Consider the following 17,923-nt stretch of genomic DNA (forward strand, 5'->3'; position numbering starts at 1 on the left):
ACACGCCCGACAACAAAGGACACCCATGGCTGCCAAAACCCCCACCCACGACGCGGATCACACCGTCCCCCACGGATACATCGACGACAAGAAAAAATATCTCGCTCGCCTCAAACGCATCGAAGGGCAAGCCCGAGGTCTACACCGCATGGTCGATGAAGAGCAATACTGCATCGACATCCTCACCCAGATCTCCGCGCTGACCAAAGCGCTCGAAGGCGTCGCCATCGGCCTGCTCGATGACCACCTCAAACACTGCGTCGTCGACGCCGCCAAAACAGGCGGCGCACAGGCCGACCTCAAACTCAAAGAAGCCTCCGACGCTATCGCCCGGCTAGTGCGCTCCTAAGAACTCGCCCCCTCGGGAAAGCTCCCTCGACAAAACTCGATTGCTCCACGACCAAAGGCCTGCCCACCCGCCATGGCACACACCACACGCCTACCCCACTGGTTTTCAATACTCGTCGTCGCCTCCGGGGCAACAATCGCCTTCACCTTGGGTCTGGTTCTCTCCGCCCCCTACGCCACCGACGTCGCCCACACCCGCCAACCACACCCACCCAACATCACCGACCCCGGATGGCCACACCTACACAACTGGGCCTGGGCAGCGACTGTAGGTGCCGTCATACTCACCATCTTGCTGCTCGGGATCCGCCGCATAGGCCGCGACTAGCGCTGGTCAACAAATGTGCAATGAGTGAAGAAACGTTCTCCCCGTTTTCCTTATGCAACTGAAGAATTGCCACCGAACCCTTGCGGCACACGGCAAAAATACCAGGCACACTCCCCAGGCATAGTCTGCGCAAACTCGCTGATCAAATCCTCAAGGGCATCGAGCGAGGAAGGAAAGTGGGACTGCAACTCTCGGATCAACGCGGTGATCTGTTCTGTTGCGTCGTCTGCACTCAAAACGCCCCTCGTCCCACTCGACGGCCCCTGTCTAAGTCACCGTAACCAGCACCTAGTCATTGCGCAGCCTCAACAGCAAACAGTGTTCACGCGAATCAGCGGGGGCTTCCGGGCCAATCCGGTTACGCAACACCCCGACAGCGACTGCCTGCGGAACCTGACCCCGACCCGGCCCACAACTCTTAAACACCGACACGCAGAAAGCCGCGACCCTGTTGGAGGGTCGCGGCTTTCGCTGTCTGGGTTGGCTAGTCGGCGAGCTTGGCGACTGCCTGAGCCCAGAGGAAGTACTTGTTGGTGCCCAGATCGCGCACGGTCTTGATGTTGAACGCATTTTTGAGGTGCTGGGCATCTCCGGGGCTCACACCTTGGAGTGCCTCGACGGGGGCGTCAGCGAGCTCACTGATCGGCTTTTCCTCGTATGCCTTGTCGAACTTGTCGGCTATTCCACCCATGACGATGACCTCCTGTGTGCGGCTCGGTGTACCGGGGTTGGCACACCGTCACCATCCTAGGAAGCGCGGCCCGAGCTCGAACCGGCGATCAACTCGCCTGGCGGCAGTCCAACAGCCGTGTGGACCGGGCCGGCCTCGGAGGTGCGCCGATAGGGTCACCCGGCCGGTCCCACTGACACCGTCAAGTGGGTTCGAGCATTCGAGCCATCAGGCACCAAGAAGCCGCGAGATTGATCGGGCAAACCCGTGTGCCAAAGCATCAACGCCAACAGTCCCGGATACACCTACCTGCACTCCAAAATGGACGCCGGGATGACCCGCCGGTGAGCCATGCGCTGCCTCAAACGTCAAGTCGCCGAGAAACTCTGGCGCACCATGTGCGACGACCACCGACGATGGCAAGCACTCCAGCAACTCGAAAGCCTAGCGATGTAAACCTCGACAGATCCCCGGCCGTCGCGGCGCAACACCCGCCTGCGACGGCTATTCCGGGGTGGCTGGCGAAGGGGCGGGGACCTGCTTCCCGCGTACCCCGAATCGGTGTGAGTGCGCCAGGTCCCCGCTCGGCTAGAGCGTACTAGGCCGCTCGAACATGCGTTCGCTGGCTGGGGTGGACGCATGAATAAGAACCCGTGGCGACCTGTTTTGGGCATGAAAAAGCCCCGTGCGTCGAATTGGGGTTCGACCACGGGGCTTGCAAGAACGCCCAGGGGGTTGGGGGGTGCGCAACCAGTGGGTGCGCGGCGCCTTACGGCGACATCAGCGTCTCCATGGTGGGGATATAGGTGTTACTTCCGTCGCCAGGCCCGCAGCGGCACAGCGAGGGCTTTGAGCAAGCGCTCGACGCGTCGGACCGGTGCGTCGCGGCCACCGAGGACCACGAGGTAGAGCAGCGGAAGAACACCCACCCCGAGCAGGGTGAGAGCGATGAGTCCCAGAGCGCAGAACGCAGAGACGTCTCCGAACATTTGATTACCCCTTAGGTGAGGTGCGCCGCGCACGCCGAAGAGACCAGCCGCCACGAGGGCGTGCCGGTCGGCGGTGCGTGACAGGGTGGTGGCCCCGATGCTGACCAGACGGTCAGCGGGCACAAAAAAACCGGCCAGTGGCCGGTTGTGCGCATAGTTCTAGCGCGTCATCAGTGTTGCACGATTTTCTGTGGATAACTCGCAGCTGCGACTCGGCGAGTCGGCACCTGCGGCCCCCCGAGGCGATGGCCGCCGCGCCAGGCAGCTCGCCACAGAGTTCACCTGTTGTTGGTTGGCAGCGCATATCGATGCCTGTCAATATTGAAGGATGTCGATACAAGAGGGATCTGCGGGCGAGGCGTGTTGTTCTCCGCTGGTGCGTGAGCCGTTGACCGAGGATTGGGCCGCTGATCTGGCGCGGATGTTCAAATCGTTGGCCGACCCGGTCCGGTTGCGGATGCTGAGCCTGATCGCCAGTCACGCGGGCGGTGAGGCGTGTGTCTGCGATCTCTCCGATTCGTTCGACCTGTCCCAGCCCACGATCTCGCATCACCTGAAGGTGCTGCGCTCAGCGGGCTTGCTCGACTGCGAACGCCGAGGCACGTGGGTTTACTACTGGGTGGTTCCGTCGGCGCTGCAGCAACTGTCGGCAGTGTTGCTGGTGGAGAGCACCATGACGGTGCCGGCCCAGGCCCAGGCGGAGGTCGGGGCATGAGCCAGAGCACCGCCGAGCATCCGGCAGTGGTGGGCAAGCTGTCGACCCTGGATCGGTTTTTGCCGGTATGGATCGGGGTGGCGATGGTGGCCGGTCTGCTGTTGGGCCGAATGATTCCGGGCTTGGACGATGTGGTGAGCGCGGTCGAGATCGATGGGATCTCACTGCCTATCGCGATCGGGTTGCTGATCATGATGTACCCGGTGTTGGCGAAAGTGCGCTACGACCGCCTCGACACTGTCACCGGTGACCGCAAGCTGCTGATCGGCTCGTTGGTGTTGAACTGGGTGCTGGGGCCGGCGTTGATGTTTGCGCTTGCCTGGCTCATGCTGCCCGACCTCCCCGAGTACCGGACCGGTTTGATCATTGTCGGTTTGGCCCGTTGCATCGCCATGGTGATCATCTGGAACGACCTGGCCTGCGGTGACCGTGAAGCCGCAGCGGTGCTGGTCGCGATCAACTCGGTGTTCCAGGTGATCATGTTTGCCATCTTGGGCTGGTTCTACCTGTCGGTCCTGCCGGGCTGGCTCGGGCTGGAACAAACCACCATCGACGCCTCCCCGTGGCAGATCGCCAAATCAGTATTGATCTTCCTGGGTGTCCCGTTGCTCGCCGGGTTCTTGACCCGCCGCTACGGCGAAAAAGCCAAGGGCCGCACCTGGTATGAGGAGACGTTCCTGCCGAAGATCGGCCCGTGGGCGCTGTACGGGTTGCTGTTCACCATCGTCATCCTCTTCGCCCTGCAGGGCGACCAGATCACTTCCAAACCGTGGGATGTGGTGCGGATCGCGCTCCCGCTGCTGGCGTACTTCGCCATCATGTGGGGCGGTGGCTACGCCCTGGGCGCCGCGATGGGGTTGGGGTACGAACGCACCACCACCCTTGCGTTTACCGCCGCCGGCAACAACTTTGAACTCGCGATCGCTGTGGCTATCGCAACCTACGGCGTCACCTCGGGCCAGGCGTTGGCCGGTGTGGTCGGCCCGCTGATCGAGGTCCCGGTCCTTGTTGGTCTGGTGTATGTCTCTCTCGCTCTGCGCAAGCGCTTCACCCCCACCCCCGCCCTCTCGTCTGTGACCAAGGAGTCCTGATGTCTGAACACCGCGCTCAACCCGAACTGTTGATGCCCCAAGCGTTGCTGTCGCGCACTGCAGCGGTGCTGTCTGAGAAGTACGAGGGTGTGTTCTCCCCGCAAACGGTGGAACGCTACGTGTTCGAGTCTTACACCGCGCTGCGCCGCACCTCCACGATTCACAACCACCTGCCGACGCTGGCCGGCCGGTTCGCTGCCGACCGGCTCACCGCTCTGGCCCAGTCCCAGGGCGACGCGCCCAAAGACGTCCCCGAGGTGTTGTTCATCTGCGTGCACAATGCCGGGCGATCACAAATGGCCGCAGCCCTTCTCAACCATTACGGCCAAGGCCGCGTCCATGTGCGCTCAGCCGGGTCGGCACCGGTCAATGCCATCAACCCGATGGTCATCGACGCCATGTCCGAGATCGGTTTGGATTTGGGTGCCGAGTACCCCAAGCCGCTGACCGACGATGTCGTGGCTGCCGCCGATGTGGTGGTGTCGATGGGGTGTGGTGATGCATGCGCGATCTACCCCGGTAAGCGCTACCTGGACTGGACGCTCGACGACCCGCAAGGACAATCCCTCGATGTGGTGCGCGCTATTCGTGACGACCTCGACACCCGGGTCCAGGAGTTGTTGCGCGAGTTGACCACTCCCGTTCCCGCCTGACCAGCTCGCCCCTCTCCCTCTGCCCTTGACGAAAGGATCTCGACTCCCATGACCACCACCCCCAGCGTCCTGTTCGTCTGCGTGCACAACGCGGGCCGTTCGCAGATGGCCGCCGGTTTCCTGGCCCACCTGGCCGGCGATGCGATCGAGGTCCGCTCCGCGGGCAGCGCCCCCGCTGACACCATCAACCCTGCCGCGGTGGAGGCGATGGCCGAGGTGGGTATCGACATCACCGCCCAAACCCCCAAGATCCTCACCACTGATGCCGTGCAGGCCTCTGATGTGGTGATCACCATGGGATGCGGCGACAGCTGCCCGATCTTCCCCGGCAAAAGCTACCGGGACTGGGTTCTCGATGACCCCGCCGGTCAAGGCGTGGAGGCGGTCCGGCCGATTCGCGACGAAATCAAAACCCGCGTCGAAGCGCTCATCGCCGAACTCACCTCCGCGTCCCCGGCCCACTGATCAGCTGATTGTTCAAGCCAGGAGAACCATGACTGACACCGTGCACGAACTGATCATCGTGGGCTCTGGGCCCGCCGGCTACACCGCCGGTATCTACGCCGGCCGCGCCGAACTGGCACCGCTGCTGTTCGAAGGCAGCCAGTTCGGTGGGGCGTTGATGACCACCACCGACGTGGAGAACTTCCCGGGCTTTCGCGCCGGGATCATGGGTCCGGAGTTGATGGAGGAGATGCGTGAGCAGGCAACACGTTTCGGTGCCGCCATCCACACTGAGGACGTCGACCAGCTCGAGCTGGCTGGGCCGATCAAGACTGTTCACGCCGGCGGGGTTGCCTACCACGCTCATGCGGTGATCCTGGCGATGGGCGCTGCGGCCCGCTACCTGAACATCCCTGGGGAACAAGAACTTTTAGGGCGGGGCGTCAGCGCGTGCGCCACCTGTGATGGCTTCTTCTTCCGGGACCAGGACATCGTGGTCGTCGGCGGCGGTGATTCAGCGATGGAAGAGGCCACGTTCTTGACCCGTTTTGCCCGCAGCGTCAGCCTGGTGCACCGCCGCACCGAGTTCCGGGCGTCGCGGATCATGCTCGAACGCGCCAGAGCCAACCCCAAGATCCGGTTTGTCACCAACGCCGAACCGGTACAGGTTCTCGGCGAGGGCAGTGTCACCGGACTGGTTGTCCGCGACACGATCACCGGCGAGCACACCACGCTCGCGGCGACCGGGATGTTCGTGGCCATCGGTCACGATCCGCGCAATGCATTGGTCGCCGGACAGGTCGACCTCGATGACGCCGGCTACGTACGGGTGCAGTCCCCCACTACCGCCACCTCGGTGGACGGGGTGTTCGCCGCGGGCGATCTGGTCGATCACACCTACCGGCAAGCGATCACCGCCGCCGGGACCGGTTGCGCTGCCGCGATCGATGCCGAACGGTGGCTCGCTGACCGCGGCGACATCACCAGCAACACCCTCGCCGCGGCCGGCCAGCCCGTCGCCGCCACCATCACCGCCTGACCACCTGTAGAAAGCCTGTGCCTGATGACTATTGAGATTTTTGAACCGGCCCTGTGTTGTGCCACCGGTATGTGCGGCGACGACGTCGATCAAGCTCTGATCAGCTTTACTGCGGACCTGGACTGGCTCCGCAGCCAGGGCGTCGACATCGCCCGATTCAATCTGGCCAGCGAGCCGATGGCCTTCGCCGATCGCGAACCGGTCACCGCATTTTTGCAGCTCTCCGGATCCCAAGGCCTGCCGTTGGTGCTGGTGGACGGTGTCACCGCGATGACCGGCCGCTACCCCACCCGCGAACAGCTGGCCTCTTGGGCCGGGCTCACCGCCTCGGGCGACACTCCCGCGACCGCACCGGCAGCAGGTGCCGGACTGCTCACCCTCACCGACACCAGCGGAAGCTGCGCTCCTGGCGCCGACGCCGCGAGCGGTTGCTGCTGACCGTGCCTTCCCCCACATTCCTCGACCAGGCACCCCGGTTTCTGTTCTTCACCGGCAAAGGCGGTGTCGGGAAAACCTCCATCGCGTGTGCTTCGGCCATCACCCTGGCCGGAGCCGGCAAGAGTGTGTTGCTGGTGAGCACCGATCCGGCCTCCAACGTCGGCCAGGTGTTCGGGCTGACGATCGGCAACACCATCACCACAATCCCTGCCGTGCCGGGCTTGTCGGCGCTGGAGATTGATCCTGAGGAGGCCGCGGCCGCCTACCGAGAACGGATCGTCGGACCGGTCCGTGGCCTGCTGCCCGAGGCCGAGCTCGCCACCATCACCGAACAGCTATCGGGCTCGTGCACCACTGAAATCGCCTCGTTCAACGAGTTCACCACTTTGCTCACCGACGTCGACGACAGGTTGGCCGGGTTCGATCACGTGTTGTTCGACACCGCACCCACCGGCCACACCATCCGCTTGCTGCAACTACCCGGATCATGGACCGACTTCCTCACAGACGGCAAAGGTGACCCGTCCTGCCTGGGACCACTGTCTGGGTTGGACAAACAACGCACCATGTATGCCGGGGCGGTCGCCGCGTTGGCTGACCCGACGCTCACCCGCCTCGTCCTCGTTGCCCGCGCCCAGCACTCCACTCTGGCCGAGATCGCCCGCACCCACACCGAACTCGCGGCCATCGGACTGACCACCCAACACGTGGTCATCAACGGCGTCCTTCCACGCCCGGACACCGATGATCGACTCGCACACGCCATCTACGACAGAGAACAACAGGCCGTCGCTGATCTGCCCCGTGAGCTCCGGGCGTTGCCGGTCGACCACATCGACCTCAAACCCACCAACATCGTCGGACTCGATGCACTCGCGAGTCTGCTGCGCCCGACCACCACTGATCGCCACGTCGGTACAGGACCGGAGATCACTGCCGACCTCGATGATGCCCCGCTTTCAGCACTGATCGACGAACTCGAGCCCCAGGGCCACGGGCTCATCATGTGCATGGGTAAAGGTGGGGTCGGCAAGACCACGATCGCCGCAGCGGTCGCGGTGGCCTTGGCCGGCCGCGGCCACCAGGTGCACCTGACGACCACGGACCCCGCCGCCCACCTCGCCGACACCCTCAGTGACGATGTGGACAACCTGACGGTCTCACGCATCGACCCCGCCGAGGCGACCGAGCAGTACCGCCAGCGGGTGTTGGCCACCAAAGGCGCTCACCTCGACGAGCGGGGCCGCGCCACCCTGGCCGAGGATTTGCGGTCACCGTGCACCGAGGAAGTCGCTGTCTTTCAAGCCTTTTCTCGTGTCATAAACCAATCGCGACGCACCTTCGTGGTCGTCGATACCGCACCCACCGGGCACTCCCTGCTACTGCTCGATGCGACCGGCTCCTACCACCGTGAGATCACCCGGCAGATGGGTGAGAACGCCTCGTTCACCACCCCGATGATGCGATTACAGAATCCGGACGACACCAAAGTGCTGGTCGTGACCCTGCCCGAGACCACCCCACGCCTGGAAGCCGAAGGCCTGCACCACGATCTGCAACGCGCCGGCATCACCCCGTGGGCGTGGGTCATCAACAACTCGCTGGCCGCCGCACACCCCACCTCGCCGCTCCTGGCCCGTCGGGCTCACGCCGAACTCGACGAGATCGCCGCCATCACCGACACGCACCATCGTGTTGCGGTCATCCCCATGCTGGCCACCGAACCCGTCGGCGTCAGCGCCCTACTGGACCTAGCAGCACCGACGCCGCACATCCGCACACCTGTCCACCACTGACGAACTATGCGCTACACCGAACGAAAAGGATTGCCTGCCATCATGAGTTCGACTCCTCGTGTTCTGTTTGTCTGCGTCAAGAACGGCGGCAAATCGCAAATGGCGGCCGGCCTGATGAGCAAGGTCGCCGGTGACTCGGTCGACGTCTTTTCCGCGGGCACCGCTCCCGGGTCGGCCATCAACGCACTCTCGGCCCGATCGCTCCTCGAGGTCGGTGTTGACATCTCCGCCAACACACCCCGCGCCATCGATCCGGACCTGCTCGCACACATGGATGTCGTGGTCACCCTCGGCCGCGAGGCCACACCTCCGGTCGTCGACGGACCCCGATACGAGAACTGGGACACCGACGAACCGTCCGAGCGTGGCATCGACGGCATCGAGCGAATGCGACTGGTCCGCGATGACATCGCCGAGCGGGTCACCGACCTCCATACCCGCCTCACCACCAACTAATTTCACCACCAGCACGCGCTCACGGACGCGGACCCGTACACACCCGAGTGGCGGGCACCCAATACCGGTGCCCCCACTCGTGTTCGACTCGTCAGCTAGCAATGCGCTAGTGGGAGGCGGCGCCAACCTGCGAGGCCTGCGCGGTGCCGCAGCACGCCGACGCCGACTCGTCAGCGACCGGAACATCGTTGTCGGCCAGCAGCTGTGGGCTGGTGCCGAAGGTGTCCGAGGCGGCCAGGACCGTGTAGACCTCCCATTTCTCGCCCGCCGGGCCGGTCACCCACACCTTGTCCTGGGTCGCGAAGCAGCACGTCGCGTTGATCTCTTCCTCGGTGAACAGGCCCTCCCCACTCAGGCGCGCGATCTCGGAATGGACCTTCTCGCTGGACTCCACCTCGACACCGAGATGGTTGATCGTTCCGCCCTTACCGGGGTTTTCCAGCAACACCAGCTTCAGTGGCGGCTCGGCCACCGCGAAGTTCGCGTATCCCGGCTTACGTTTGGCCGGAGCAACATTGAACAACTTCGAGTAGAACTCGACCGCCTGCTCCAGATCGTCGACGTTGAGTGCCAACTGCATACGGGACATAACTTCCTCCACCTGTGAGACATACATCGAACTAGCCGAGACCCAGAGTGCCGACCTCTTCGACATATGTCAATAGCGTGCGTAGGATTGAGACATGCCCAAGACGCTGCCGGTGATCGACATGACCGCACCCATCTGCTGCGCCCCAGTCTCGGCATCACCCATGGATGATGCAGCCGCCCTGGAAGTCGCGTTGCGGCTCAAAGCCCTGGCCGATCCAGTGCGCATCAAACTGATGTCCATCCTGCTCACCGACGCCGCCGGCGAAGTGTGCACCTGCGACCTGGCGGCCGCCGTCGGGCTCTCTGAGCCGACCGTCAGCCACCACCTAGGGCAGCTCAAGAAAGCCGGCATGGTCCACCCCGAACGCCGAGGCATGAACGTCTTCTACCGCGCGCATACCGACGCGCTCCAGGCGTTGCGACAGGTGTTGGACCCGACCTGCTGCCGCTAGCCAGCGCGCATCCATCAGGAGTTGTCCAACAACCTGTTGGACAACTTCTCCCCAGAACTTGACTAGTGCAGTCAAGGTTGAAAACGCCGCTACGGAAAGCGACATCGGTGGTGGTGTGCGGCTGGGATCCCGGTCCGCGCGGTGGACTTCGGGCGCTGGTGCCCCGGTGTCCCACAACCCTGCCGGCGAGCTGTGTTACATCAGGCATGTGGGTACCGGGTTCAGCGCCAAAGACCGGCGCATTCTGCGTGTGCAGCTCGAGGCGATCGAGCAACCGACCCCACCATTCAACCAATCGCTCGCGGCCGATGCTGGCTCGTCGATGCGGTGGGTCAGCGCCGTCTACGTCGGCGACATCGAGTACCGCGAGTTCACCGGCCACCTGCGCCATCCAGCTGGAAACGACTGCGGGACATACCCACATCCACTGTCGGGTGGCCCGGCGAGCATTAAGGGAGGTTATGGCCCTGCCTGCGGGCCCAGTCCCGGATCCCCTGCGTCTGCTCGGCTGCTGCCGACCGTTGGGGCTGGCGGTCGGCGGCCGCGGGCGTTCCTGGCCTGTTGACGACCTCGACGACCGTGAAGGTGGCAGCGCGCAACAGCTGCGGAGTCAGACGCAGACCGGTCAGGCTGTCGCAGAGAGCAAAGGTCGCTTCGTCGTCGTGAAACTCGGTACGTTTGACCGGCTCGTCGGGTTCGAGTTCGAACCCGCCGATCTGACGCATGATCGGCACAAGCTCATCAGGTGCCGATCCGTTCCGCTGAGAGGCGAACAGCGTTTCAAACCACGTTCGGTTCTCACCGTCGACGTACCAAAAGAAGTACGAGTTCTCGCTGCCGTGATGGACGACCACTTCCCTGCCGACTGAAAGTGGTTGCATCAGTTCCGGTGTCGCACCAACATAGCCGTTGTTTTCGTACATGATGACCCAATCGCCATGCTGGACGAGGCCGACCAAAAGATTGTTATCACCGATCTCCTCCCACGACTCTCGCGACCGCGACAGGAGCGTGTGAGGTCGCCCGCTCGGGTTGCCCGACTGTAGGCAGAGCGTTAATCACGTCGGGAACCGTCGCGTGGCGGATGAACGTCAAACAGAACCCGTAGAACAGATCCGGCGCCTTCTTGGTCCACGCGTAGTCCCGGTACGTCACATTCCCCATGGCAGCCACCATAGACAAATCAGACGCACAGTCGCAGTTGCGCACAAGGCCAATGCTTTCCAGGCTTTTTACACCCCATCGCCCCGCGCCTACTGAAATATCGAACCTAGTGTACCCCTGGGTCCCGCGCTGGGTGCCGTCGACGTAGCCGACGGGCAGCCAAACAGGCTCTTGGTGTGCGTTATTCGGGATTATCCAGTTCGTCTCTGACGTAGCGCTCCGATCGTCGCCCTGGGCGGTCGGCGGGTTGTGTCTCTGCCGAAGACTGCTGGCCTGAATCTTAATTCTCTGTCCTCACCATTCCGGGCCAGTAGTCTGCCCCTAGGGATATATCGAGCGGGGTGGGGGCGTTGGTTGTGGTCAAGTGGGTACAGGTCCTTTCCGCAATGGTCGACGGGCCCAGTGCCCCCGTGTCCGGCGTCGTTAGTCCAGAGGTGCCCGATGATCAGCGCACCTTTAACTTCGGGTGGGCCGGTCAACCACCACTGGTCGTAAACACGAACACGCCAGTACGGATGTGGAGACACGGTCACCGTCTTCGCGCCGAATTACTCAGTGGTGAACCAGCTTTCCGGACCGACGGAACTACTGCTTGGCAATTCAGCAACGGCGAGTGCGTCCGGGCCCCTCTTGGACGTGTCCTGTACGTCGGCCCCGGGGACGTGTTGATTCGAACGCGGTCGGCCAACGAATGGACTGGCTCTGACTTCACACGCCCCACAGACCGACCAATCAGGGAGATCGACTTCTTAGGACGGCACTGCTGGGAAGTTGAACTCGCTCCGCCGTCCCACAAGCCGGCGCCGATCCAGTTAGTCGTCGATGTAGCCACCGGGACGGTGCTCGAGCAACGCAACGACGCTTTCGCGATGAGGGTTTCATACATCGAGTTCGCAGTGATCGATCCGCCCTCGACGGACTTCTTTCAATGGGATGGGCCCGCCACGTCGATCGAAGAACGCGACGCGCTCATGCGGGCCGAACGAGAAAGGGCCACCCAGAACGGAGTCGAATGGTTCCGCGAGCACGTTAGCGCCGAGAAACTGCAGATCCCCGTGTCCATCGAACTGGAGGTTCAGGACGTACGCCAGTACACCGAGGATGGATCTTTCGAAGCAACCGTAGGCAGCCCCCGAAGCGGCATCCGTGGCATCCTCGCGCGACGGCCTCGGGGCTCAGAGTCGTGGCCATTGCGCTGGGAAAACGCCGAGCATTTGCCAGCGACCAGGTGGTCAACGCCTGACTATGACTGGGCCCTCGGCATGTATGAGCACATGACACTGGATACGTCGGTCCTGCACCGTCTGCAGGATCTTCTGCACCCCGGCTTTCCGGCCCAGCCGTCCACCTATCCCTCGAAACCCTGAAGCACTCACCTCGCGTGCAGCCAAGTCGCAAGACCCCACTGAGCGCGTTCGCTGTCGGTGGCCCCGGCTACGGTCCGAAACACGTGTTTAGGCCGGGCTACGAACGGAGCCACCATGTTGGTTACAACGGGTGCTCGATGCCGACGGCGGCGACACCTCGTGGACCGTGCTCGATGAGCACTACGCGGTCCTCGAGCCGGTAGATGTCTTCCTCGCTTACCTGACACGGATCGAGCGTTCTTCGACGACCGTGCGTTCGTATGCCTTCGATCTCCGCGACTACTTCACCTTCTTGCACTCGCGACAGATTGACTGACTGCGGTGGTCTCCGGAAGATCTCGGCCGCTTCGTAGCCTGGCTACGACTCACTTCGGACGCACGGCGAGGCACAGTGACTTGATTGATGCGGCGACCGGGCGTCGCCCGTGCGGTGGCACCGCGCAAGCGCCCGCTACGTCTTAGGCGCATCGGGCGTTTGTCCAACCGCCTGTTGGACAATTGCTGTGGGGCGCCGGTGCAGTGTGGCTCCTGCGGTCGCTGTGTTAGTTGGCCTCGTGGAAAGCGTCGACGATGGTGTTCGGGATGCGGCCGCGGTCGGACACTTCGTATCCGTTGGAGCGCGCCCATTCCCGGATCGCCGCCAACTGTTCCTTATTGGTGCGCGGCGCCGAGACGGTAGGCGCCTGCTTGCTGGAGCTGCGTTTGTGTCGGCCACCGATCCTGGTGGCCTTGTCGATCCACTTACCCATGTCTTTGTCGAACTTCTCCGCCGACTTCGCCCCGAGATCGAGCGAATAGTCCACACCGTTGATCGTGAACGTCTGCACAATGACCTCCGACGGGTCGAGTTCAGAGCCGTGACGTCATCGGTGATTTGTTCAATGGTCGCGCGCGCCATAGCGGTCAGCCCTGTCGTAAATGGTGGTCAGTGGCGATCGTCCACCTGTTTAAGGGGGACGTCCGGTCTGTGTTCGCTGAACATACCGTTCATTTACCGGCACCTTCCGAACCGTGGGTGGCCACGTTATGTCGCGGTGCGCGCTCACACCAGATATCCGCTCCAACGGAAGGCGTCAACGGAAGGCCTGCACCCACCTAGTCGTCTTGGGCGTCGACGCTTACACCGTTGGCGCAGAACAGTGTCGCTCGAAACGTCGGTCGACGAGTCCTCGAACAAAACCCTGTCGTCGGCCAACCCCTATCTCTCGAGAGGCCGGCATGGCTCCGGGGACAGCAGAAGTCTCTAGTTGCTCCACACGATGTTGAGCAAGTCCATAGCGTGGGTGAGGTCGGCGTTATCTGGTGTCAGGGTGGTGTGGCCGAGGTCAACGATGTGTGGGCTGATGGTGGGGTCCCCGCCTTGTTCGTAGACCGCCCACAATGTGAGGCCGTCGCCGTGGCGGGAGTCGAACTCGATACCCGAGACCGGCTCCATCCTCGGGATAAGGGTGTTGATCCAGCGGGAGATCGCTTGGGTCAGGGCGCGGGGGCGCCCGTCGCGGATCGCGGCACCATCAAGATCATCCAACCCGTACGTGATTGCGGTCCTGCGGAACAGGGTGCGTAGTGCAGCGAGGGTGACCAGATGACCGGGCAGAACATAGGTTCCGGTGATCGTGCCGTAGGCCAGCACCCGCGGATGACACCACGCCGACGGCAGCTGCCCCGGCGATGCCGACGGGTACAGTTCGGCGTCCTCGTCGTCGACCACGATGTCCTCGAGCTCAGCAAGGACCTGGGGGGCTGGGCCGCGCGAACGCTAGTACTTCCAGCAGACACGCCAGCGGTGTGGCCCCGCAGTAGAGGGTGCGCCACACCCCGTCGGGGTCGTCCCACCGGCCGGTGAACCGGCCGTCGGTAGCGTATTCCCACGGTGTCCACGTCCACGGCTGCGGCAGATACCCGACCCGGTGCACCGCTGCACTGTCGCGGCGGGCCGCGGCCACCAGGCCGGCCGGTGTCTCAAACTCGATAACTACTGGCTGGGTCATCCGATGGCAGCGAACTGCCGTGCCGCAGCCAACACAAGCGGGCCGGTCTCGGCGAGGTCACCGTCACGCAGCAACACCGCGGGGGCCCGGTCATCAAGGATGGGGTTGAGGCCCTGGAACCACGCCTGCGCCACCGCGGGAGTGTCGCGGCTGGTGATCAACCGGGCCGCCCGATACGCGATCCGCAGACGCTCCACATCGGTGTCGTTGCCAATCGTGCGAACACCGTCGGCCCACTGTCGCACCGCCCGAGTCTCTTTGACCCGCCCCAGATAGGCAACCAGCTTCACGCCCAACAGATCCCGCAACGCCGTCACCAACTCGGCCTGCGACATCCGCGCCGCCTCGTTATACGCAGCCAGATCCGGCCTAGGATGAGCAGCAGTCATACCCAACACCTCCAATCACAGTGTAAAACACAACCAGCATCCCAGCCAGGTGATCCCGTTCCGCGCTCGCCACTCGGGCTGCGAGCGCCCCCCGCCAGCGATCAACAGTCGCGGGCCCTGCGGCCGTCAGCGCGCTTCACACCTGCTCGCGGGCACTCACCCGATCTCGCTCAGGAGGTGTTCGGTGCGCGCCAGCAGTTCGCTGGTCTGGCGGTCCAGTGCGGTGAATATCTCGCCGAGGTCATCGAGTTCAGCGGTCGCGTGCCGGCGGGCAGACACTCCCTCGTCGTACGTGTCGGGCAGATCGACGACGGGAATGGTGACGCTGGCGGTGACGGTGGGTGCGGTGTGGCGGTCGGCCACGGTCTGTGCCCACAGTCCGCGGTCGGTGACGGGTCTGCCGGTCGCGCGTAGGTGGGTGTGCAGGATCGCCGAGACCGCCCGGGGTGAGAGGCCGGTGGTGGTGTCGCCGATGGGTGCAGTGGGGTTGCCCCACCTGTCGAACGCCGGCAACAGGACAGCGTCGGGATCGACAGGCTCATAGGCGACCAGGCACGGTGCTGGTGGTCGGGCGGGGGCCTGATGCAGGACCGGTGCCCAGGTCAAGGGTGAGGGCCGGCGGAGGGTGAGGTCTCGGAGCAGGGTCCAGCGGGTCCAGACCGCGTACGGCCCGTACCGATCGTGCAGGTCGGGTGCGGCGGTGATGTGGTGGTATCCGCCGACGTGCACAGTGCCGTCGACGGGGTCGGCGGTGATGTCCCCGCACCGCAACTCCCCCACCTGACCGACCGGGATCCCCAGCTGGCAGACCAGGGTGAGGATGAGGGCGTCGCGGCGGCCGAACAACCCGGCCGGCCACCCATGCGCCGGCAACCGCCCGATCGCCTGTACCGCGGTGTGGTGGTGGCGTTCTCGGTCCGACAGCAAAGTGCGGACGGCGGTGATGGTGCCCGGCGGGGTACGGCCGGTCAGGCGGTGGGCAGTGTTGATGGCCGAGACCCGACGGCGCAGCGTGGCCCGCGACAGACCCGGCTCGAAATGCAGGTACCGGGCCGTCGTGACCGGCGACGACCCCAGCGGGTCGAGATCAAAGGCGGTGCACCAGTCGGTGTAGAGCTGCCAGTCACCGCGGTAGGACCGCGGCAACCGATAGAGCATCTCATCGGCCAGTGCTGCGAGCGGTGGTTGGTGCCTGGTCATCGGGGTTACATGCCGATGGTGGTGGCGGCGTTCTGGACGTGAATGTTGTTGTCCCGGGCATAGTTCAGCAGCGATTCAACGGATTTGTGGCCGGTCTGCTTCATGATGGTGGTCGGTTCGTGGCCGGTGCGGAACGCTTCGGTGACGAACCCCGCACGCAGACTGTGCGCTCCGTAGCGGGTGATGTCCAGATCCGGGCGCGCGGCCGCCAGGCGGCGGCGCACCAGGGTGTGGATGAGTTGCCCGGCTGGGGCGGTGTCGGCGAGGTCGCTGGCCGCGGTCACCGACCGAAAGAGATCCGACTCTGCCGGCACCTCCGGAAGGACGCCGGCGCAGACGTGATGCTCATGAGGGCGGTCGGCGGCCAGGAGTCGGATCAGCCCGGCCCGCCCTAACCGGTCAAACGCATTGTGGCAGTGCAGCCACCGCACATACGCGCACGGCCCACACGTTTCCAAATGCTCCCCGGTCGGGAGGGCCTTGCGTTGACCCGTCCCATCTTGGTCGGTTTTCGACTTGCGGACGGTGATGATCCAGCCATCGCGGGTCCGCCGCACATCACCCACCGCCAGGGCGACGATTTCTGAGCGGCGCATCGCCCCCGCCCACCCGAGCACCAACGCGGCGGTGTCGCGGCGCTCCCTGAGTTTGGTGCGCCACGTGGTCGCCGACGCGCGGGCGGTGTGCACCATCGCCCGCAAATCCACCAAATCCAACGGATCTTCCGGTTGGCGGGGCCGCCGCCCTGACGCTGCGCCGCGGCGGCGGATCGCCGACAACGTGCCCGCGACCACGGGACTGAGCCACAGCGGTGTCTCATCGGGCGTCGACTGTTGCTGGGGTGCATGGGCTTTGTGGACGAACTTGATCGCCGCTGCCGCGCCCTCGATCGCCGACATCGAATACGCCGCATTCCCGCGGACGTCGACGGTGTTCTCCAGCGCGAGAAGGTAATCGGCCACCACATGCGGATGCGCCGGCAACGCCCGATGCCCATACTGGTCGCAGTACTTCTCGAACACCGACCACGCCCGCGTGTAATTCCTGCGAGTGGACGGTGCCCTGGTATCGAGCAGCGAGGTTTCCACCCGCCGCCGCACCTCCGCCGACACCTCCAACGACGCCACCGAACCTGGCGCCGGACCAGGATCAGCGGGTGACAGTAACTCCGTCACGCCACAACACCTTTCGGCTCGAGCGCATCACGTGCAGGAGGGCGCGAGAACAGGACGACCGCGCCCAAGGCCATCGAAATGACAGCCGGGGCTGTCGTCGACACCATAAAGTGTTCGCTGCCACTCGAGTACCGACACATGAGCCACCCGCCGGCACGAACCTCGGGCAGCATTGTCAGCGTGTGGTCGACGGCGTCGGCAACAACCAGCAGGTGCTCGGTGATCCAGTCCCACTCGTCCTCGGCCGCCAGCACCGTCGGCGCATCCGCGGTCGGCCATATGACTGTGTCATCGGGATACATGTCGGCAAACGCGGATTTCAGCCATGAAGGGCAATCCCCCACTACCGCATCGCGTAGCTCAGCGCGCATGCTGACCGCCACCGTCACGTCATCATCCTCCGCTGACCGAACCCCACTGTGCACCCTAGGCGACAGCGGCGAGCGAGCTGGGCGTGACGCGCCTACCACCCGCCGAACCTAACAGCGGCCACCGACAACCCCACCGGACACAGTCGGCCGTGGCAATTAAGGTTCCGTCCTTCACGAATCGGCGCTGCTGTAGCTGACGTAAACAGACATTATCGGCGTTGTATGGCCACACAGTGCGTTCTCCCACCCAGAGTCG

26 protein-coding genes are annotated in these 17,923 nt (G+C 64.1%); 14 read left to right on the forward strand and 12 right to left on the reverse strand.

Annotated elements, in window-relative coordinates; genetic code table 11:
• Positions 1-25: 25 nt before the first annotated feature.
• Positions 26-349 (forward strand): metal-sensitive transcriptional regulator, encoded by a 324-nt coding sequence (locus tag W823_RS36625; RefSeq protein WP_023955792.1) that lies wholly within the window; start codon positions 26-28, stop codon positions 347-349.
• 72 nt (positions 350-421) lie between these two features.
• On the forward strand, positions 422-676 hold the full coding sequence (locus tag W823_RS36630) for a hypothetical protein (protein ID WP_023955794.1): 255 nt from the start codon (positions 422-424) through the stop codon (positions 674-676).
• Positions 677-1,160: 484 nt separating this feature from the next.
• On the opposite strand, the gene W823_RS36635 is transcribed toward W823_RS36630, so the two are convergent.
• The gene (locus tag W823_RS36635) at positions 1,161-1,367 is read right to left on the reverse strand and encodes a hypothetical protein (RefSeq protein ID WP_023955796.1); all 207 of its coding nucleotides are present in this window, start codon (positions 1,365-1,367) and stop codon (positions 1,161-1,163) included.
• Positions 1,368-2,155: 788 nt separating this feature from the next.
• Entirely contained in the window at positions 2,156-2,458 is a 303-nt protein-coding gene (locus W823_RS36640) for a hypothetical protein (protein ID WP_023955798.1), read from the reverse strand.
• 205 nt (positions 2,459-2,663) lie between these two features.
• Here W823_RS36640 and W823_RS36645 point away from each other — a divergent pair, with 205 nt between their 5' ends.
• The 8 genes from W823_RS36645 to W823_RS36680 are packed head-to-tail and all read left to right on the forward strand — an operon-like array spanning position 2,664 to position 8,967.
• Positions 2,664-3,050 (forward strand): helix-turn-helix transcriptional regulator, encoded by a 387-nt coding sequence (locus W823_RS36645; RefSeq protein ID WP_023955800.1) that lies wholly within the window; start codon positions 2,664-2,666, stop codon positions 3,048-3,050.
• Positions 3,047-4,141 (forward strand): ACR3 family arsenite efflux transporter, encoded by a 1,095-nt coding sequence (gene arsB / locus W823_RS36650; protein ID WP_023955802.1) that lies wholly within the window; start codon positions 3,047-3,049, stop codon positions 4,139-4,141. Before W823_RS36645 ends, arsB begins: the two co-directional genes overlap by 4 nt.
• On the forward strand, positions 4,141-4,794 hold the full coding sequence (locus W823_RS36655; RefSeq protein WP_023955804.1) for an arsenate reductase ArsC: 654 nt from the start codon (positions 4,141-4,143) through the stop codon (positions 4,792-4,794). The genes arsB and W823_RS36655 overlap by 1 nt, the downstream gene beginning before the upstream one ends.
• Before the next feature lie 48 nt (positions 4,795-4,842).
• Positions 4,843-5,259 (forward strand): arsenate reductase ArsC, encoded by a 417-nt coding sequence (locus W823_RS36660; RefSeq protein ID WP_023955806.1) that lies wholly within the window; start codon positions 4,843-4,845, stop codon positions 5,257-5,259.
• 28 nt (positions 5,260-5,287) lie between these two features.
• Positions 5,288-6,277 (forward strand): thioredoxin-disulfide reductase, encoded by a 990-nt coding sequence (trxB, locus tag W823_RS36665; protein ID WP_023955807.1) that lies wholly within the window; start codon positions 5,288-5,290, stop codon positions 6,275-6,277.
• A gap of 21 nt (positions 6,278-6,298) precedes the next feature.
• Positions 6,299-6,715: an arsenite efflux transporter metallochaperone ArsD gene (gene arsD, locus W823_RS36670; protein WP_031331597.1), complete on the forward strand. Its 417-nt coding sequence runs from the start codon at positions 6,299-6,301 to the stop codon at positions 6,713-6,715.
• Between the two features lie 2 nt (positions 6,716-6,717).
• Complete coding sequence (gene arsA, locus W823_RS36675; protein ID WP_031331598.1) at positions 6,718-8,511, forward strand: arsenical pump-driving ATPase; 1,794 nt, start codon at positions 6,718-6,720, stop codon at positions 8,509-8,511.
• 42 nt (positions 8,512-8,553) lie between these two features.
• Positions 8,554-8,967 (forward strand): low molecular weight phosphatase family protein, encoded by a 414-nt coding sequence (locus W823_RS36680; RefSeq protein ID WP_031331599.1) that lies wholly within the window; start codon positions 8,554-8,556, stop codon positions 8,965-8,967.
• Between the two features lie 106 nt (positions 8,968-9,073).
• On the opposite strand, the gene W823_RS36685 is transcribed toward W823_RS36680, so the two are convergent.
• Positions 9,074-9,556: an ArsI/CadI family heavy metal resistance metalloenzyme gene (locus W823_RS36685; RefSeq protein ID WP_031331600.1), complete on the reverse strand. Its 483-nt coding sequence runs from the start codon at positions 9,554-9,556 to the stop codon at positions 9,074-9,076.
• Between the two features lie 94 nt (positions 9,557-9,650).
• Between W823_RS36685 and W823_RS36690 the strand changes: the two genes are divergently transcribed.
• Positions 9,651-10,010, forward strand: a complete 360-nt coding sequence (locus tag W823_RS36690) for an Rv2640c family ArsR-like transcriptional regulator (RefSeq protein WP_023955812.1) — start codon at positions 9,651-9,653, stop codon at positions 10,008-10,010.
• 166 nt (positions 10,011-10,176) lie between these two features.
• Entirely contained in the window at positions 10,177-10,575 is a 399-nt protein-coding gene (locus W823_RS59500; protein WP_161633979.1) for a hypothetical protein, read from the forward strand.
• On the opposite strand, the gene W823_RS58660 is transcribed toward W823_RS59500, so the two are convergent.
• Both W823_RS58660 and W823_RS59230 read right to left on the reverse strand, forming a co-directional pair.
• The gene (locus W823_RS58660; RefSeq protein ID WP_023955813.1) at positions 10,460-10,969 is read right to left on the reverse strand and encodes a DUF6461 domain-containing protein; all 510 of its coding nucleotides are present in this window, start codon (positions 10,967-10,969) and stop codon (positions 10,460-10,462) included. The two genes, W823_RS59500 and W823_RS58660, sit on opposite strands and share 116 nt — an antisense overlap.
• A gap of 10 nt (positions 10,970-10,979) precedes the next feature.
• Entirely contained in the window at positions 10,980-11,174 is a 195-nt protein-coding gene (locus W823_RS59230; protein ID WP_152537999.1) for a DUF6461 domain-containing protein, read from the reverse strand.
• A gap of 869 nt (positions 11,175-12,043) precedes the next feature.
• Between W823_RS59230 and W823_RS56360 the strand changes: the two genes are divergently transcribed.
• Both W823_RS56360 and W823_RS0128200 read left to right on the forward strand, forming a co-directional pair.
• The gene (locus W823_RS56360) at positions 12,044-12,541 is read left to right on the forward strand and encodes a hypothetical protein (RefSeq protein WP_152538000.1); all 498 of its coding nucleotides are present in this window, start codon (positions 12,044-12,046) and stop codon (positions 12,539-12,541) included.
• A gap of 130 nt (positions 12,542-12,671) precedes the next feature.
• Positions 12,672-12,857, forward strand: coding sequence for a hypothetical protein (locus W823_RS0128200; RefSeq protein ID WP_031331602.1), 186 nt, complete (start codon positions 12,672-12,674; stop codon positions 12,855-12,857).
• Positions 12,858-13,083: 226 nt separating this feature from the next.
• Here W823_RS0128200 and W823_RS36710 read toward each other — a convergent pair whose 3' ends face one another.
• The 7 genes from W823_RS36710 to W823_RS36735 form a co-directional block, all read right to left on the reverse strand.
• Positions 13,084-13,368, reverse strand: a complete 285-nt coding sequence (locus W823_RS36710) for an Lsr2 family protein (RefSeq protein ID WP_023955816.1) — start codon at positions 13,366-13,368, stop codon at positions 13,084-13,086.
• A gap of 416 nt (positions 13,369-13,784) precedes the next feature.
• Positions 13,785-14,252 (reverse strand): hypothetical protein, encoded by a 468-nt coding sequence (locus tag W823_RS58665; RefSeq protein WP_235189426.1) that lies wholly within the window; start codon positions 14,250-14,252, stop codon positions 13,785-13,787.
• Between the two features lie 13 nt (positions 14,253-14,265).
• Entirely contained in the window at positions 14,266-14,532 is a 267-nt protein-coding gene (locus W823_RS58670) for an RES domain-containing protein (protein ID WP_235189428.1), read from the reverse strand.
• A complete protein-coding gene (locus tag W823_RS36720; protein ID WP_031331603.1) occupies positions 14,529-14,921 on the reverse strand; it encodes a hypothetical protein in 393 nt (130 codons plus the stop codon). The genes W823_RS58670 and W823_RS36720 overlap by 4 nt, the downstream gene beginning before the upstream one ends.
• A 156-nt stretch (positions 14,922-15,077) precedes the next feature.
• Positions 15,078-16,121 carry a hypothetical protein gene (locus tag W823_RS36725; protein ID WP_023955818.1) on the reverse strand — a complete coding sequence of 348 codons (1,044 nt, stop codon included), beginning with the start codon at positions 16,119-16,121 and terminating at the stop codon, positions 15,078-15,080.
• A 5-nt stretch (positions 16,122-16,126) separates the two neighbouring features.
• Positions 16,127-17,296, reverse strand: coding sequence for an integrase (locus W823_RS36730; RefSeq protein WP_023955819.1), 1,170 nt, complete (start codon positions 17,294-17,296; stop codon positions 16,127-16,129).
• Positions 17,293-17,685, reverse strand: coding sequence for a hypothetical protein (locus W823_RS36735; protein ID WP_023955820.1), 393 nt, complete (start codon positions 17,683-17,685; stop codon positions 17,293-17,295). The genes W823_RS36730 and W823_RS36735 overlap by 4 nt, the downstream gene beginning before the upstream one ends.
• Positions 17,686-17,923: the final 238 nt, after the last annotated feature.

Source organism: Williamsia sp. D3 (genome assembly GCF_000506245.1).
GTDB lineage: Bacteria > Actinomycetota > Actinomycetes > Mycobacteriales > Mycobacteriaceae > Williamsia > Williamsia muralis.